Here is a 16,060-nt window from a genome sequence, read left to right on the forward strand (position 1 = left end):
AAAGGCGACGCGGGATTCATCCCGGCGTCGCCTTTTTATATGAATATAGTGCCTAACTCCTACCACGCATTCACGCCGATCTTCTCCAGAATCTCGCTAATAAATGCAGGCTCGTCCTCCGGTGTACGTGATGTGATCAAATTCTGATCCACGACAACTTTCTTATCGATAAAACGGCCGCCCACCTTCTCCACCTCGGATGCGATGCCTGGATACGACGTCAAGGTGCGTCCCTCTAATACTCCGGCTGCAGCCAGAATTTGCGGACCATGGCAAATCGCGGCGATTGTGATGCCGGCAGAGTCGGCCTCCTGAACAAATTGTTGGACCTTCTCGTTGTCCATCAGCTTGCCCGGGGAGCTTCCGCCAGGAATGATGACGGCCGCATAATCGCTTGCTTTTGCTTCATCAATGGAAAGGTGAGACGTATATACGATCGTTCCCTTCTTGCCTTTCAGCTCCTCACCCGCCCGCTCGCTGATGATTACAGTCTCATGACCGTTCTTCACCATTTCATCGAACGGATTTTTCATTTCCGAATCCTCGAACCCGTCCGCCAGCAAAAACGCAACCTTCTTTGCATTCGTCATTATTAATCGCTCCTCTCGAATCTGGAATACGTATACTTTACCCTCTTCACCTTGATTTGAAGCAATTGGATTCTACCCCTAAAAAATATCGCATCCATATCTTCTCAATCTCGTATATCAAAATGGGACAAACTTCTAGCCCTATCGACCTTTATCCATTAATATAGGAAGAGATAGTTACAGGGACCATTTTCCCATATTACATAAAAGAGGTGATGACGCAATGTCCTTGATTGATATCGTCAAATATGACGGCACGCCGGATGTGTACGCATGGAAATTTCCGCATCAGGAGCTGGGCACTTGGACGCAGCTGATTGTCAATCAATCGCAGGAAGCGATCCTGTTCAAAGGAGGCAAGGCGTTAGACAGCTTCGGGCCAGGAAGACATACGCTTAGCACAGCCAATATTCCGCTTTTGAACCATATTGTCAACCTGCCGTTTGGCGGCAAGTCGCCGTTTACCGCAGAAGTATGGTTCGTCAACAAAGGCAGCGTCCTTGATATTAAATGGGGTACAGCCACTCCGATTCAGGTGAAGGACCCCCTGTATCATATTTTGGTTCCTGTGCGCGCTTTTGGCCATTTCGGACTGACCGTCGAGGATAGCCGGAAATTCCTGATCAAGATGGTCGGAACGCTTGGAGAGTTTACGAAGGAATCGTTATCCAAGCATATTCGCGGTGTAATGATGATGAATATTACCGAAATAATTACATCGTATCTGATTCATAAAAAAGTAAGCTCTTTGGAAATTAACGCGTATATCAGCGAAATTTCTTCGCATGCGCAGGCTAAAATCGCAGATGTGTTGGATGAATTCGGAATCAAAATCCATCATTTCTACATCGAAAATGTCAGCGTGCCGGATGGCGATCCCTCCATTGAGAAACTTCGCAGTCTGCTGAACAAGAGACTGGAGATGGAAATGGTCGGCTTCTCGTATCAACAGCAGCGCTCCCTCGACATTCTGGAAGGCGCTGCAAAAAATCCGGGCAGCGTTCATCCGCTCTTTGTCGGCGCAAATCTGGGGGGCACGCTTGGCGGCACGTTCAGCGGCCAGATGGATCGTGTCAGCGACGCCATGAACGCATCGCCTCCTCCTGCTCTTGCGAAATGTCCGCATTGCGGAGCGAGCGGCTCGGCGGGAGTGCCCTTTTGCAGCAATTGCGGCAAAAGCATGCGTGAAAAGGAGCCAGCGGCTCCGGAGCCCCCGGCCAAAAAGGTCCCTCATTGCGACAAATGTGGAACCGCTATAGCCGAAAACGCCAAGTTCTGCGCCAATTGCGGCGACAAGTATCATGCATGCCCGTCTTGCGGAGCCGATACGGCAGAGGACAGTGCGAAATGTAATGAATGTGGAACGGCGCTGCCGAAGTCTTGTGTAAGCTGCAAAGAAACGATACTCGGCGGATCTGCATTCTGCAGCCATTGCGGCACAAGCCAGAAGCAAGGAGGGTGATCATTTAATGACGATACGTCCGCAAGCTTTAAATTCAATTATCTTCCTGCTTATTGCAGGGCTTACGTTGTTCATTTATTTTGGACTTAATCCGATTGTTACCTGGGACTTGCGCCAGATCCTGGCGCTCTCAGCCATTCTATTGGCGGAACTGGTAGCTTGGCTGATGATATCCCGGTTAATTCAAGGCTCACGAGCAGGATACCAAGGTTCTTACATGACATACGGAATGATAGCCGGTCTCTATTTCGTTGCCGCTGTTGTTGCGGCATTCCTTGCTTTCCTTCCGCTCGGCGTGTATATCACGCTCCATGGCGTGCTGCTGCTTGTTGCGATCATCGCATCTGCGCTGGTCCGTGTGTCTTACTCCCATATACAGAATGTTGAACAAGGGGACAGCGAGCGGACTGCAGATTGGAAGCTTATGCTGACAGCAGCGCGGAATGCAAAGCTTGCGCTACAGCGATGGGAACCATCAGAACGTTCAAAAGTGGCACCCGTCCTTGATTCGCTAATTGATGATATCGCGTATAGCGATCCTGCATCCCTTCCCGCTCTTGCGGAGCTGGAATATACGATGCAGCTGGATATCCAGTATATCAATGGCGTCATCGAATCGGCGAAGCAGCCCAATGCGCAAAACGAATCCGCAGACCAGCTCATCGGTTCCATTCATCATCTGCGAGAACAAGTGAAAGCCCGCAACCTGCAACTGATTGCGAGCAAATAATGGAGGGTACGGGAAGATATGCGTGGTTTCGGTTACTTTTTTCAATTATATTGACAGTCGCTGGCGTTATCTACTCACTGTTTTCAATGATCTTTACGCCCATTATTATATCGCAAATTTCTTCACAGTCTGATCCTGTGTCAGCCGGCATCTTCTTTATCTTAATCCTTTTCATCATGTTCTATCTTCCTAGTTTCGGACTCTTTTACTTCGGTCATCGCATTCGGAAGAAGCTGAAGCGCAAGAATGAAGCAGAAGCTGCGGCCTATGCCGCTGCACAGTACAATCCGGTATACCATGTCCCGCCTGTTCAACAGCGCGTGGAAACCAAAACAGTCATCAATGTCGTAGAATCCAAGCCTGCTCCCGCCCCGAAAAAAGCGGCTTCCGTGTCCGTCGAATGCAAAGGCTGCGGCGCTCGGAGTGCTGTAGTTAAAGGAGAAAGTGCGTCTTGCGACTATTGCGGATCGCCTCTGGCCGCAAGCGCTCAATAAATTGTCGATTGCACCGATAAGTAACGGAGGATGAAATTTAACCTATGCGTATAATCAGAACAGTAATAGGGTTTATTTTACTCGCCATCGGTATCCTGTATGCCATTCTCTCTATTCTAGCAACCATTGAGATGAGCCCGGGCAATACCTCTGGAGAGATAGTTGGACATTACATTGGCCAGCTCTTGCTTTTCTATGGTCCATCCTTTCTGCTCCTATACTTTGGCTATCGGTTGATCAGAAAGAAGAAGCCGAAGAAACAGGATTTGCCGGTGCAGCCTAACCCTGCTTCATTTATTCCGCCCGTGCAGAATCAAGTCCATACCGTTATCAAAACTGTAGAAACCAAGCCGACACCGCCACCGGCTCCGAAAAAGACCGTGTCCGTGGAATGCAAAGGCTGCGGGGCCCGAAAGGCTGTTGCTGTAGGCGAAAGCTCTCCTTGCGACTATTGCGGTTCGCCTTTAACGGCATAAGCTTACAACACACAGCCTAAGATTTTTTTCATGCTGATTGCCAGCTCGTATCGGAGGTACAAAAGTTATGCGTGGTTTTAAATATGCAATGTCTATGGTCATGACCATATTCGGTACGGTTTACATCCTGCTTTCCGTCGGATTTACATTGATTTTAATCATGCAACTTCCTAACGGAGAAGCTCTTTCCATCGTACAGATCATCCTGTTCCTGCTCATGAATTCGCCTCCTGTCTTGCTATTGTACTTTGGACATCGCATCAGAAAAAAATGGTATGCCGAGCAACATGCAGCACTGCCGGCTCAGCCGATGTCCTTTACTACGCCCGAGGCGATCATTAAAGTAAAACCAACACCGGCTCCGGCCCCAAAAAAGACCGTATCAGCGGAATGCAAAGGCTGCGGGGCTCGGATGGCTATCATAAAAGACGAGGTTTCGTCTTGCGACTATTGCGGCTCTCCAATATCTGCGGCCAACTAAAAACATCTATACCGCTTGCTCTAACGGCTGGAATGTAAAACGATCGTTGCCCCGCAGCCTGCAACTAGTTGCCAGTAAATGATGGAGGGGTTGAAATTTTATGCGTTTCTTCTCACATATCCTGACCATTTTTGGTGTCTTATTCGCCATTGCTTCGCTTTTGTTCACAGTTGTAGTTGGCCTGATCACCTCAGAAACAGGCGACTCTGATCTTTCTGCATCCATTTCAGCACTTGTCTTCATGTTTTATATACCAGCGTTCCTGCTACTGTTCTTCGGCCATCGTATCCGGAAAAATCTGCGGTTGAAGATGGCGGCCCCGCCTCAGCCTGCACCTGAACCTAGTCCGGTTCAAGTCATTCAACCGCAGGTTCAGCGGCGTGTAGAAACAAGAACTGTGGTCAATGTCGTGGAATCCAGGCCCGCGCCCGCTCCGAAAAAAGCGGTGTCCGTATCCGTGGAATGCAAAGGCTGCGGCGCACGTAAAGCTGTCATAACAGGCGAAAGCTCGACATGCGACTATTGTGGCTCGCCATTAACGGCAAGAGGCTAAAGGCAGCGCGTTGGCAGCAAAAAAAGGCAGGCCCGGCGTTTCATATGCCAGGCCTGCCTTCCTTATTTATAACTTAGGCCATAAGCTTCTGCTCCTGCCCTCTTCTTCTTCCCAGCAACCGGCTAAGCGAGACGCGCGCACACCACAAAGCAAAAGCGACAAATACGAGTCCCCATAGCAAGGCTGGTACACCTGTCGCTTTGGCAAGGTTGGTCGCATCGCCCGCAGAGCCTGGCGTTTGCAGCGCCAGATAAAGAATGACAAATGCGGAGACAACCGATTCCACCAGGCACAGAAACGCAATCAGCAAGTAATAGCCCTGCTGCAGCCATCTCGGAGCCAAAAAAGCGACTGCGGCCGTCACAGCCGCAAAGCCAACGCTCCACGCCAGACCGTAGCCGTTGCGGACGAACAGAATAGCCGCGAGCCCGGCCATCAGAGCTATGATCGTCAGGCCCGTTTTCAAATTATCCTTACGGTAGAGCACGAACAGCAGCATCGCGAATAGCGAAGCCCCCACATACCCTGCCAGACCAATCGGTATGATCATCCATCCCTCTTGAAACTGCGTCCATGTCACTCCGCTCTGATCCGCATACAGATGAATTTCCATCACCCGCCCCTGCAGCAGCAACGCGGCTAACCCATGCGACAACTCATGCACCAGCGTATTCACATTGCGAAAAAACTCCGAAAACGGAATGAAACGCGTCAACACTAGAACAACAATAAACAGCAATGCCGTACGAAACCATGAAAACAATAAAGTCCCCCCTCTATGTTGAAAATAGTCCATTATCCCTACCTTATCATCCTCACGGGATTCCAATATCTACTATACCATTAACCGCATCGTCAGACCCGATTAACGTTATTCGAACCGGGACATCCGCTTGTATTTCTCCACCTGCATCAGAAACTCGCTCAAAAACGCCTCGCTTGCCGCCGACATGCCTTTTCGGTCATGGGCCCAATACAAATGGACGGCCGGCTTCTCTTCGATCGGGATCGGGACAATCTTGCCCATCGCGACATGCGGATCGTTTCTTAGCGAGATATCCATAGAGAAGCTGATCGCAATACCCTCGGCTGTTACGTATTTAGCCGCTTCCGTTCCTTTCGAATGAAACAGCTGCTTCGGCGTACCGTAGCTCAGCAACAATTCCTTCATGTGCCCTGACACGCCGACGAGCGGATAATGGAGAATATCGGCAAATGAGATGCTTTTCTTCGCAGCAAGCGGCGACTGCACCCCAACGCATGCCATGATCTCGCACGAGAGGAAGCGCTCTGCCCTTAGATGTTTATTCGCGTATTCTCCCGTAATGCCCATCAGCCCCAGGTCCAACCTTCCTTCCAGCAGCTTCTCTTCAATGCCGCCGGAATGCTCCTCCAGAATCTCCAGCTCGACATGCGGATGCCGAATGGCGAAAGCGGACAGCGTGCGCGGCAAGAAGCTGGTGCAAATGCCCGAGATAGATCCGATCATCAGCTTGCCTCGAAGCACTTCCGTATGCTCATTCGCGGCCGCCTTCAATTCATGAAGCTGAGCTAGAATATGTCTGGCTTTGGCAATGACCGCTTCGCCAGCTTCGGTAGGCACCGTGCCGCCTCTCATACGGTGGAATAGCTGTACGCCAACCTCCTGCTCCAGCGCTGACACTGACTGGCTGATGTTGGGCTGCGAGACATGAAGCTTCTCAGCGGCTATGGAAAAAGATCCGGTACTGGCGATTTCGACAATATATTGCAGCTGCTCGATTCTCATATGAACCCCCGTAGTATAAGTTGAAATTATACGACAATAACTATTAACTATTTTACATTACCCCTATGAATATGAGTTAATAATATCAGTTTATATCCTACTATTTCAATGAGATTAGGTGATATATTGTCAACCAAAGGCGAGTTGATCATTCAAGACGTGAATAAAAGCTTTGATCGCGAGGGTTATAGTCTCCACGTCCTCTCCCATATCCGTGCCCATGTGAAGCCAAGCCAATTCGTGTCGCTCATCGGTCCGAGCGGCTGCGGCAAAAGCACGTTGCTCAAAATTATAGCCGGACTCGATACCGACTATGACGGCAGCGTCTCCTTAAGCGGCAAGCCCGTTATCCGTCCCGGCAAAGATAAAGGATTTATTTTTCAGGAGCATCGATTGTTCCCGTGGCTGACCGCCGAACAGAACATTGCGGCAGATCTGTCGCTTAAGGATACAGCCGTCAGAGCGCAGGTAGACAGCATGATCGAACTGGTGAAGCTCAAAGGCTTCGAGAGAGCATACCCTCGCGAGCTGTCTGGAGGCATGTCCCAGCGGGTCGCCATCGCACGCGCCCTGCTTAGACAGCCCGATGTGCTGCTGCTGGACGAGCCGTTTGGCGCGCTGGACGCCTTCACACGGAGCCACCTGCAGGAAGCGCTGCTTGAGATATGGGCCAGGAACAAGACGACCATGGTGCTCGTCACGCATGACATCGATGAAGCGGTATTTTTGTCAGACAGAGTATTCGTCATGGGTGCAGGTCCTGGAACTATTAAGAGCGAGATCGCAATCGATTTGCCCCATCCCCGCAGCCGGACAGGCTCAGCCTTCCAGCAGCTTAGAGCCAGCGTCATGACCGCACTGCATCAGTCCGAAACAACAGAGCAGGACTGGGAGATTTAACAATATCCACCCAGCAGATCGCATGGCATCAGGCACCTGAAAGGAGCAACCGCATGAACAAGGCAACACGGCCCGCCGCCCGCAAGAAACGAAGGAACGGCCTAAGAAGATCGCTTATCGGCTTTATTGTACCGATAGCTCTGCTGCTCATCTGGCAGCTTGCGTCGGGCGCGGGCTTCATCTCGGCACAGTTGTTCCCTGCCCCGAGTTCCATTTTGAAGGATTTCTACGACTTGGTTGCATCGGGAGAATATTTCGGTCATTTGAAAATCAGCGTCTACCGTGCACTGTTGGGATTTGCAATCGGAGGCTCAGCGGGACTCGTTATCGGGCTTGCCGTAGGCTTGTCCAAACGCACGGAGGAAGCGCTTGATCCGACGCTTCAGATGCTTCGCACCGTTCCGCTGCTCGCGATTACGCCGCTCTTCATTCTTTGGTTCGGTTTCGGTGAGCTGTCGAAAGTGCTGCTAATCGCAGTCGGCGCTTTCTTCCCGCTCTACGTCAATACGTTCCTGGGCGTCCGCAGTGTGGACGTCAAGCTGTTCGATGTTGCCCGCATTCTGGAGTTCAGCCGTGCCAAGCAGATTCGCAGGCTCGTGCTGCCAGCTGCGCTGCCGAATGTGCTGCTTGGCCTTCGGCTGTCGCTCGGCATGGCATGGCTGTGCCTTGTCGTAGCCGAGCTGATGGGTGCAGACCGCGGCATCGGTTACCTGATTCAGGATGCGCGATCTTTCATGCAGACTGGCGTCGTATTCGTTGGCGTATTCACGTTCGCCATCGTCGGCAAGCTGGCGGATTCATTCGTCCGATTGCTGGAGAACAAGTTGCTGAAGTGGCAAGACAGTTATAGAGGGTAGGCAGTCCCATCGCGAATGACCCGGAAGTAATGTTCATTAACGGAAGTTGAACTCTGCGTTTGGCTCCGCAACGATTATATACGAGGTGGAATTAAGCTATGACAAACGTACCCTTGAAACCTTATTCCTTTGCCAGCAGGCTGCCGGCCATCGCTCCAATGGGGGCTGCCCAAGCTGCCAAGAAGCGCCAGGTGATTCCGCTATCCTTTGGGTCGCCGCATTCAGATACGTTCCCATATAAGCCATTAATCGGGGCTGCGACGGACGCAATCTGGACCCATGGCCGCGAATCGCTCCAATATGGCGGCGCAGGAGGCCCCGGCATTGTGCTGGACTGGGTTGCGCAGCGTTCCGCGCTCCGCTCGATTCACATCGATGCCAGCCAGGTTCTGATGACATACGGCTCGCAGCAGGCGCTTGATTACGTGGCCCGCGCCCTGCTCGATCCGGGTGACCATGCGTGGCTGGAGGGACCGACTTACTTCGGAGCGGTCAGCACATTCCGCACAGCAGAGGCGGAGCTTACTTCCTTCCCGATCGATGAGAACGGCCTCATCGTAGAAGAAGTAGAGCGAGCTCTTCAGGAAGCCGAGCGGCTGGGCAGGCCGATGCCGAAACTCCTCTATACGATGCCAAACTTTCATAATCCCGGAGGAATCAGCCTATCGCTTGAGCGACGGCAGAAGCTGGGCGAGCTGGCCTACCGCTATAACTTTTATATTTTGGAGGACGACGCCTATACAGAGCTCTCCTATAACGAACAGTCGCTTCCCGCTATCTATTCCTTTGCGCCGGAAAGGACGATTTACCTTAGCACCTTCTCGAAGATTATCGCCCCCGGCATTCGGCTTGGCTGGGCGATTGCGAGCCAGGACACGATTGCCAGAGTGAATACCTTTTTCCAAGGAAGCAAGGCCAGTGTCTTCTCGCAAGAAATTGTCGCGCAGCTGCTGACTAGACTTCCATTCGACGAGCATTTGAACCAATTGAACGATCTGTACCGCAATAACCGCGATGCAATGGTAGAAGCGCTGAAAACCCACTTCGGTGACGACGTGACCTTCAGCATACCGGATGGAGGCTTCTTCATATGGCTAACCTTCCCCGAAGGAGTCAATACCGGCGAATTCGTCAAGGATGCGGAGGAGCGTGGCGTCAGCTTCATTGACGGCAAACAGTTTTATATCGACGGGGGCGGCGCCCGCCATGCGCGGCTGTCTTTCAGCTATTGCGGCAAGGAGCAAATCCGGGAAGGCGTGGCGTTGCTCGCGCAATCCTACTATAGCTATCTCGATAACCGCCATCATTAATCCGGCTTTAATCGCCCGATATCCCACATCATGAAAGGTTAGGTGTACCTTAAACGTGAACCGACAACGGAAACAAATGAGCCTTGGAGCCTTCCTGTTCAGCTTCGGCCATCACTTTGCCGCATGGCGCCATCATCTGACGGAAGCGGACAGCGTCATCGATTTGAATTTCTACAAGCGGAATGCGCAGGCAGCAGAACGGGGCAAGATGGATATGATCTTCTTCGCCGACGCCCTCTCGCTGCCTGACAAAGAGGATGTCGTGCATGACGTCAGCTCCGTCTACCCGGATGCCTCTACCGTCATCTCGGCCTTGGCTGGCGTTACAGAACGGATTGGACTGGCCGCGACGGTATCGACGACATTCAATGAGCCTTTCAACCTTGCGCGGAGATTCGCCACATTAGATCATTTGACAGGAGGCAGAACGGCCTGGAACGTTGTGACTTCGACCAAAAACACGGAAGCGCGCAACTTTGGAGCCGATAATCTGCCGCACCATGGCAACCGTTACGAACGGGCGCATGACTTTCTGAATGCGGTCAATGCCCTATGGGATAGCTGGGAAGAAAGCGCCCTGGTCTTCGACAAGGAAAACGGTCAATTCGCCGACACCACGAGAATTCATGCTACGCTGCACGACGGACCGTTCTTTCGAGTGCAAGGACCACTGAATATTCCACGGCCTCCGCAAGGAAAACCGGTAATTGTCGAAGCCGGAACATCTGAGGCCGGACAAAAGCTGGCCGCACAAACCGCAGACGTCGTATTCACGGCTTGCGCCGATCTGCGGCAAGCCCAGCAATTCTACGGCCAATTGAAATCTCAGCTGGCAGCGTTCAACCGTCAGCCTGATGAACTGAAGGTAATGCCGGGCGTTATGTTCTTCCTGGGAGATACGGTAGAAGAAGCAAAGGCCCGAGAAGCCGAGTTCCACGAGCTGATCGTGCCGGAAGCGAGCACCTCGTATCTCTCCCGCTTGCTGAACTACGATTTGAGCGGATATCCGGTTGACGGTCCGCTGCCGGACATCCCGGCCGAAGGCAATTCCAGCAGAGCCAAAATGGTAATGGAGAAAGCAAAGCAAGACGGGCTTTCAATCCGCGAGCTCGGCTTATACTTCTCCGTAGCGCGCGGCCATCTGACTGTGACCGGAACAGCGGAGCAGATTGCGGACAAGCTGCAAGAGTGGTTCGAAAGCGAGGCCTGTGACGGCTTCAACATTATGCCCCCTTACTTGCCAGGCGGACTGGAGCAATTCGTCGATCGCGTCATTCCACTGCTGCAAGCACGAGGCCTGTTCCGTACCGACTATGAAGGAAACACGCTCCGCGAGCATCTTGGATTAAGTCGTCCTGACAGCCGGTATAGCTTGCTGGAAACAAACAGGCAATCATCTTAGAGCAACTAAAATGGATTATTCCATCATGATGGAGGAGGCTTCACTCTATGAAAACCAACCGCACATCTTTGCTGCTTATCTTATCCGCTATTATCGCTCTTTCCGTATTGGCAGCTTGCGGCAAATCGTCATCGGGCAATGATCCGGACAATGCGAACAACGGCAGCAGCAACGGAACAAAAAGCGCCGAAGGCGTCGTCGTCTCGATCGAGTCCAGCCAGATCGGACCGATTCTGATTGCGAAGGAAAAAGGATTCTTCGAAGAGGAATTCGCCAAACTCGGCGCTACCGTCAACTATCAGCCGCTGCAAAGCTCGTCGCAATTCCTGGAGGGCATTGCCGCAGGCAGACTCGACTTTGCCCGTATCGGCTACATTGGCACCATTACCGGGCAGACCGCAAATATTCCGTTCCTGTCGATTAGCGAAGGTAGCGACGGCGCAGGAGATGGCATTTTGGTTCAACAGGATAGCCCTATTCAATCCGCTGCTGACTTGAAGGACAAAAAAATCGCCGTTGCCAAAGGCAGCAGCTCATGGGGACTCATCTTGCGCGCGCTCGACAAAGAAGGACTGAAAGCGTCCGACGTAGAGATGATCAACCTGCAGCCGGATGAAGCGCAAAGCGCCTTCCAGTCTGGCAAGGTAGACGCCTGGGCGGTATGGGAGCCTGCGCGCTCCAACCAAGTGAATAACTTCGGCGCCAAAATCGTCGCCGATTCTAAGAGTATCGGTGCTTATACGCCAGGCTACAATATCGTACGTGCCAAGTTCGCAGAGGAGCATCCGGATCTGGTTGTCGCCTATCTGAAGGCCTATGAACGCGCACTCCGTTGGGAGAACCAAAATCTCGACGAAGCGATTGCCCTCCTGGCAGGGTTGAAAAAACTTGATGAAGAGACCGTCCGTGTCTCCATTGCGAACAACCTTCCTCTTAACCTGCCAATATCCGACACGGCGAATGAGAGTCAGCAAAGAACGGCAGATATTTTGCTTGAGCTGGGTGAGATCAAACAACAGGTCGACGTGACCGCTGTAGTGGACAATTCGTTCATTACAAAAGCGCTGGAGGAACTCAAAGCTGAATAATCAGCCATCTTGCATCTGCAATATCAAGCAGGGAGACCGCTAATAGGTGGTCCCCTGCTGTTTTCGTCCACATCTGCTCGCTTTATTTGATGAACGATCCTTCAAATAAATTCGCAACTTTTCCTTTTGTCCAAGCGTCCTTACTAGTAATAAGTTTACATAACCTATGACGAAAAACGGGAGAAGATCATGTTGATCAACAAGAAACGTTTGAATCTAGCCCTGCTTGCGCTTGCTATCTCACTCGCGCTGTCCGCTTGCGGCAGCGGCAATTCGAACAACAATTCCCATACAGGGCCTGGCGCCAGCGAAGATCCGGCAGTGACGACAATGCCTTCTGCGACACCAGAACCAGAGCCAACTGCAACCCCTGATCCCGGGGAAGACGGCTCATCTGACATAGAAGAGCAGCCGTCCCAAGCGCCATCGGAGCCTTCGGCAGAGACGCCAAAGCCTACAGAGACGCCTATCGTCACGGCCAAGCCAAGTGTGAAGCCTTCCGCTACAGTCAAGCCAACTCAGCAGCCATCCGTGAGGCCAACCGGAAAGCCGACACCGCAGCCTTCGCCAAAACCAAGCGCGAAGCCTTCCGCTACACCGAAGCCAACTTCATCGCCGAGCCCAACACCACAGCCGACGAAGCAGCCCTCACCGACGCCAACAGAAAAGCCGAATCCAGCTCCAACGATTACGGCGCAGAATATCGTGGATAAGATTACGGCCGATCTCGAATTTGTCGGTCAGGTAACGATTGAGAAAGCCATGGTTCCCGACTTCTACAACGGCATTGATCCGGACAGCCTCCTGGATGAAGGGATCTTTCAGCAAGCGAGCTTTATGATCTCCGCCAGCGAATTCTCGGTTGTAAAGCTGAAGTCCGCTGACCAATACGATACGATAAAGGAAGCCTTCGAATTCCGTGCAGCGGCCGTGCAGAAAACCTTTGAGGAATATTTGCCGGACCAGTACGAGCTGGCCAAAAACTTTAAGATCGTGAAGAACGGCAACTATGTCCTCTTCTGCATCTCCAGCAAGCAGGACGAAGTGATCGACATCTTCAATGGTTTTTTCAAAAAATAAGCTCTCCTAATCATAAACAGCGGCCGACGATTATACGTCAGCCGCTGTTTTTTTGTAGGCCCGTGCTAAGTAACTACATAGCCTGATTGTCGATAAATTGCTGCTCCACCAGCTTTGCATACAGCTCATGAGTTTGCAGCAGTTCAGCATGGGTGCCTTGGCCGGTCACCTCGCCTTTCTCCAGCACAATGATTTTGTCCGCATTGCTGATCGTAGACAGCCGGTGTGCGATGACTAGCGTCGTTCTAGCCTTCATGAGTTCGTTCAGCGCTTCCTGAACCAGCTTCTCCGAATCACTGTCCAGATGCGCGGTCGCTTCATCCAGCAACAGAATATCGGGATCGCGCAGCAGCGCTCTTGCGATCGCCAGACGCTGGCGTTGGCCGCCGGACAGCTTCACGCCTCTCTCGCCTACCTCTGTCTCCAAGCCCTGCGGCAGCGAGGCGATAAATTCAGTGAGATTGGATTGCACGAGCGCCTCTCTAATTCGGGATTCATCTGCTTCTGCGAGACCATACGTGAGATTATGGCGAATCGTCCCCGCCATCATCGGGCTATCCTGAGAGACATATGCGATGCGGCTGCGCCAGCCGTCGAGTCCGATATCCGCGATCGGCACATCTCCATAACGAATGATGCCGTCACTAGGATCATAGAATCGCTCGATGAGGGAAAATAACGTCGTCTTGCCGGTTCCGCTTGGTCCTACAATGGCAGTCATGCCGCCGGGCTGTGCCTGGAAGGTTAGATTTTTGACGATCGGCCTATCAGGCGAATAGGCAAAGCTGACTCCATCAAAAGCCAATGTCAGATCCTTACTGAGTGCGAACGGCTGGCCCTTCGCACCGGTCACCGATGCCCTCGACGACTCCGCAGGCTCCTCCAGCAGCTCAATGATGCGCATTGATGCGCCCATCGCCTTCTGGAATTGCGTGAAGAATGACGCCATCTGCGTGAACGGCATGACGATTTGAAACATATACAAAATTATCGCTACCAATTCGCCCGTGGACAAGGAATTTTGCGCGACTCTGACGCCGCCGTAGCCGATTAGCAGTACAAGAATAAGCAACATAATCGTCATCATGAGTGGTGATACGATCGACATAATCTTCGCTTCCTGCAAGCCGAAGCGGAACAGGCTCTTAATCCGTCCTTTGCCTTGCTTGTACTCTACCTCTTCCGCCAGCGAAGCCTTGACGAGCCGGATATCGGACAATACCCGCCCGAGGTCGCCTTGGAACAGCGCCGTCTCGTCCTGCATGGACTTGGAAATTTTGAACATCTTGCTGCCGAGCGGCCATAGAATAAGCATCGCGAGCGGCACGGCGATGAACATCAGCACTGTCATCTTCCAGTCGATATAGAGCAGAATCGCGATGCCCCCGATAATGGAGACGATGCCTCCGAGGAACGAGATCACATGGCTAATAATGAAATCCTTAATGACATTCGTATCATTCGTCACGCGGCTCATCGTCTCTCCGGACGTATTCCGGTCGTAGAATGGAACCGGAAGGCGGAGCACACGCTCCCACAGTTCCTTGCGAATGCCTCCGATAATGAACTGGCCGACGTAAGACATCGTATAGACCGAGAAGCCGGACGATACGGTCTGTACAATAAATATGGCTGCAAGCGACACAATCGTGAAGGTCTCCAGCGCCGATGCCGACAGCTGCTCCACCACATCCTTTGTCAGCAGCGGAATAAGCAGCGACATGGCGGTCTCCAGCAGTCCCAGTACGATAGCCGCCGCTATGATCCATTTGGCGGGCCTATGCTTGCCAATCAATGAGAAAAACGGTTTAATGTCCATCGGATTCCCCCCCATCCTCCTGATTCTCTTTCTCTTTCTCTTTCTCCTTCTCTCTCTTCTCAAGCTCCTCCATGACAGTCTGCAAAAAAGTCTCCTCTTCCTTGGATAGACTAATCTGGAACAGAACCGGGTCAAGGCTCTGCTCAATCTCCTGCTCCAGCTTCGAGAGCTCCTGCTTGCTCAACTGGCTTATCGCTGGTGCCAGCACCTCGGTCACGATCTGTACCATCTTACTGCCGACAGCCAGCACCTCTGGATCGGTCGGACTTTTGCCGGCCTTGCAATGCGACAGAAGCTCGACCAGCGTAAGGGTCATTATGCGCTCCCGCTCCAGCCTGACCTCCTCATCCACGCCCACATGGTAGATCGCATCTACCAGAACAGAAGGCATGCGCTCGGACAAATATTGCTTCTGGCCCTCTTCATTCTGAATGTTGTGAATGAACATGAGCAGCAAGCCGCTATCCAGCTTTTCCGTTCCGTCCACATAGGTTCTAAGCCGCTCTATTGTAAAGATCGCCTGATCCAGCTGCTGCCGTTTCTTCTTGAGCATCTCGTATTGAAGTGACAGCGACTGCTCCAGATCAGCCCCTGGCTCTGCGAAGTGCTCTGCAATTTCCTCCAGGCTGAAATCCAAATATTTCAGCGTCAATATTTGCTGCAGCCGAAGCAAATCCCGTTCCGTGTAATAGCGATGACCCTGTGCATTGCGGCCGGAGGGCGTAAGCAGCTCTTTCCGGTCATAAAATCTAAGCGTGCGCTCCGTCACCCCGGTCAGCTTGGCGAATGCCCCGATGGCGTAGGTCTTTTCCGTAGCCGATTGACTCTCCATCCTGTCGTCCTCCTCCCTCTATGATACGAGCATATCACTTGACGTAACGTCAAGCGCAAGCCTTTTTTTCAAAAAAAAACCTTGGCTCATCATAGCTTGTCAGCTTCGGTCGAATGATGGATAAGCACCTCGATAATTTTGGTTTTAATTACAGCATTCCTCTATATAATGAACTGTGGCTCTTCAGCTACCTATCCCGTTCGGAAGGAGCGATTAAT

At 52.1% G+C, this 16,060-nt stretch carries 17 protein-coding genes; 12 read left to right on the top strand and 5 right to left on the bottom strand.

Features of this window, described 5'->3' with window-relative positions; genetic code table 11:
- Window positions 1–59: 59 nt before the first annotated feature.
- Entirely contained in the window at window positions 60–590 is a 531-nt protein-coding gene (locus ACFVSO_RS27110; RefSeq protein ID WP_387479847.1) for a type 1 glutamine amidotransferase domain-containing protein, read from the bottom strand.
- A 223-nt stretch (window positions 591–813) separates the two neighbouring features.
- Here ACFVSO_RS27110 and ACFVSO_RS27115 point away from each other — a divergent pair, with 223 nt between their 5' ends.
- From ACFVSO_RS27115 to ACFVSO_RS27140, 6 genes are all read left to right on the top strand, one after another.
- Window positions 814–2,052 carry an SPFH domain-containing protein gene (locus ACFVSO_RS27115; protein ID WP_387479848.1) on the top strand — a complete coding sequence of 413 codons (1,239 nt, stop codon included), beginning with the start codon at window positions 814–816 and terminating at the stop codon, window positions 2,050–2,052.
- Window positions 2,053–2,059: 7 nt separating this feature from the next.
- Window positions 2,060–2,782, top strand: coding sequence for a hypothetical protein (locus ACFVSO_RS27120; protein ID WP_387479849.1), 723 nt, complete (start codon window positions 2,060–2,062; stop codon window positions 2,780–2,782).
- A 137-nt stretch (window positions 2,783–2,919) separates the two neighbouring features.
- Entirely contained in the window at window positions 2,920–3,276 is a 357-nt protein-coding gene (locus ACFVSO_RS27125; RefSeq protein ID WP_387479850.1) for a hypothetical protein, read from the top strand.
- 44 nt (window positions 3,277–3,320) lie between these two features.
- Window positions 3,321–3,752, top strand: a complete 432-nt coding sequence (locus ACFVSO_RS27130; RefSeq protein ID WP_387479851.1) for a hypothetical protein — start codon at window positions 3,321–3,323, stop codon at window positions 3,750–3,752.
- A 67-nt stretch (window positions 3,753–3,819) separates the two neighbouring features.
- On the top strand, window positions 3,820–4,233 hold the full coding sequence (locus tag ACFVSO_RS27135; RefSeq protein WP_387479852.1) for a hypothetical protein: 414 nt from the start codon (window positions 3,820–3,822) through the stop codon (window positions 4,231–4,233).
- A gap of 100 nt (window positions 4,234–4,333) precedes the next feature.
- Window positions 4,334–4,786: a hypothetical protein gene (locus ACFVSO_RS27140; RefSeq protein ID WP_387479853.1), complete on the top strand. Its 453-nt coding sequence runs from the start codon at window positions 4,334–4,336 to the stop codon at window positions 4,784–4,786.
- 73 nt (window positions 4,787–4,859) lie between these two features.
- On the opposite strand, the gene ACFVSO_RS27145 is transcribed toward ACFVSO_RS27140, so the two are convergent.
- Window positions 4,860–5,549, bottom strand: a complete 690-nt coding sequence (locus tag ACFVSO_RS27145) for a M50 family metallopeptidase (protein ID WP_387479854.1) — start codon at window positions 5,547–5,549, stop codon at window positions 4,860–4,862.
- A 108-nt stretch (window positions 5,550–5,657) separates the two neighbouring features.
- The gene (locus ACFVSO_RS27150) at window positions 5,658–6,554 is read right to left on the bottom strand and encodes a LysR family transcriptional regulator (RefSeq protein WP_387479855.1); all 897 of its coding nucleotides are present in this window, start codon (window positions 6,552–6,554) and stop codon (window positions 5,658–5,660) included.
- A gap of 108 nt (window positions 6,555–6,662) precedes the next feature.
- Here ACFVSO_RS27150 and ACFVSO_RS27155 point away from each other — a divergent pair, with 108 nt between their 5' ends.
- The 6 genes from ACFVSO_RS27155 (at window position 6,663) to ACFVSO_RS27180 (ending at window position 13,191) form a co-directional block, all read left to right on the top strand.
- Window positions 6,663–7,454, top strand: coding sequence for an ABC transporter ATP-binding protein (locus ACFVSO_RS27155; protein ID WP_387479856.1), 792 nt, complete (start codon window positions 6,663–6,665; stop codon window positions 7,452–7,454).
- A gap of 53 nt (window positions 7,455–7,507) precedes the next feature.
- Entirely contained in the window at window positions 7,508–8,311 is an 804-nt protein-coding gene (locus ACFVSO_RS27160) for an ABC transporter permease (protein WP_387479857.1), read from the top strand.
- 98 nt (window positions 8,312–8,409) lie between these two features.
- Window positions 8,410–9,621: an aminotransferase-like domain-containing protein gene (locus ACFVSO_RS27165; RefSeq protein WP_387479858.1), complete on the top strand. Its 1,212-nt coding sequence runs from the start codon at window positions 8,410–8,412 to the stop codon at window positions 9,619–9,621.
- Between the two features lie 55 nt (window positions 9,622–9,676).
- The gene (locus tag ACFVSO_RS27170; protein ID WP_387479859.1) at window positions 9,677–11,023 is read left to right on the top strand and encodes an LLM class flavin-dependent oxidoreductase; all 1,347 of its coding nucleotides are present in this window, start codon (window positions 9,677–9,679) and stop codon (window positions 11,021–11,023) included.
- 47 nt (window positions 11,024–11,070) lie between these two features.
- Complete coding sequence (locus tag ACFVSO_RS27175) at window positions 11,071–12,111, top strand: aliphatic sulfonate ABC transporter substrate-binding protein (protein ID WP_387479860.1); 1,041 nt, start codon at window positions 11,071–11,073, stop codon at window positions 12,109–12,111.
- A gap of 189 nt (window positions 12,112–12,300) precedes the next feature.
- A complete protein-coding gene (locus ACFVSO_RS27180; RefSeq protein ID WP_387479861.1) occupies window positions 12,301–13,191 on the top strand; it encodes a DUF4358 domain-containing protein in 891 nt (296 codons plus the stop codon).
- A 73-nt stretch (window positions 13,192–13,264) separates the two neighbouring features.
- Here the strand turns inward: ACFVSO_RS27180 and ACFVSO_RS27185 are convergent, their stop codons facing one another.
- Both ACFVSO_RS27185 and ACFVSO_RS27190 read right to left on the bottom strand, forming a co-directional pair.
- Window positions 13,265–15,010: an ABC transporter ATP-binding protein gene (locus tag ACFVSO_RS27185; RefSeq protein ID WP_387479862.1), complete on the bottom strand. Its 1,746-nt coding sequence runs from the start codon at window positions 15,008–15,010 to the stop codon at window positions 13,265–13,267.
- Window positions 15,000–15,842, bottom strand: coding sequence for a MerR family transcriptional regulator (locus ACFVSO_RS27190; protein WP_387479863.1), 843 nt, complete (start codon window positions 15,840–15,842; stop codon window positions 15,000–15,002). The genes ACFVSO_RS27185 and ACFVSO_RS27190 overlap by 11 nt, the downstream gene beginning before the upstream one ends.
- Window positions 15,843–16,060 lie beyond the last annotated feature (218 nt).

Origin of the sequence: Paenibacillus sp. NPDC057967, assembly GCF_042887015.1 — a bacterium.
Classification (GTDB): Bacteria; Bacillota; Bacilli; order Paenibacillales; family Paenibacillaceae; genus Pristimantibacillus.

Bases quoted from the DNA above. Each gene is read 5' to 3' on its own strand.
- ACFVSO_RS27110 (WP_387479847.1), bottom strand. From the start codon at position 590: ATGACGAATGCAAAGAAGGTTGCGTTTTTGCTGGCGGACGGGTTCGAG.
- ACFVSO_RS27115 (WP_387479848.1), top strand. From the start codon at position 814: ATGTCCTTGATTGATATCGTCAAATATGACGGCACGCCGGATGTGTAC.
- ACFVSO_RS27120 (WP_387479849.1), top strand. From the start codon at position 2,060: ATGACGATACGTCCGCAAGCTTTAAATTCAATTATCTTCCTGCTTATT.
- ACFVSO_RS27130 (WP_387479851.1), top strand. From the start codon at position 3,321: ATGCGTATAATCAGAACAGTAATAGGGTTTATTTTACTCGCCATCGGT.
- ACFVSO_RS27135 (WP_387479852.1), top strand. From the start codon at position 3,820: ATGCGTGGTTTTAAATATGCAATGTCTATGGTCATGACCATATTCGGT.
- ACFVSO_RS27140 (WP_387479853.1), top strand. From the start codon at position 4,334: ATGCGTTTCTTCTCACATATCCTGACCATTTTTGGTGTCTTATTCGCC.
- ACFVSO_RS27150 (WP_387479855.1), bottom strand. From the start codon at position 6,554: ATGAGAATCGAGCAGCTGCAATATATTGTCGAAATCGCCAGTACCGGA.
- ACFVSO_RS27155 (WP_387479856.1), top strand. From the start codon at position 6,663: ATGAGATTAGGTGATATATTGTCAACCAAAGGCGAGTTGATCATTCAA.
- ACFVSO_RS27160 (WP_387479857.1), top strand. From the start codon at position 7,508: ATGAACAAGGCAACACGGCCCGCCGCCCGCAAGAAACGAAGGAACGGC.
- ACFVSO_RS27165 (WP_387479858.1), top strand. From the start codon at position 8,410: ATGACAAACGTACCCTTGAAACCTTATTCCTTTGCCAGCAGGCTGCCG.
- ACFVSO_RS27175 (WP_387479860.1), top strand. From the start codon at position 11,071: ATGAAAACCAACCGCACATCTTTGCTGCTTATCTTATCCGCTATTATC.
- ACFVSO_RS27180 (WP_387479861.1), top strand. From the start codon at position 12,301: ATGTTGATCAACAAGAAACGTTTGAATCTAGCCCTGCTTGCGCTTGCT.
- ACFVSO_RS27185 (WP_387479862.1), bottom strand. From the start codon at position 15,010: ATGGACATTAAACCGTTTTTCTCATTGATTGGCAAGCATAGGCCCGCC.
- ACFVSO_RS27190 (WP_387479863.1), bottom strand. From the start codon at position 15,842: ATGGAGAGTCAATCGGCTACGGAAAAGACCTACGCCATCGGGGCATTC.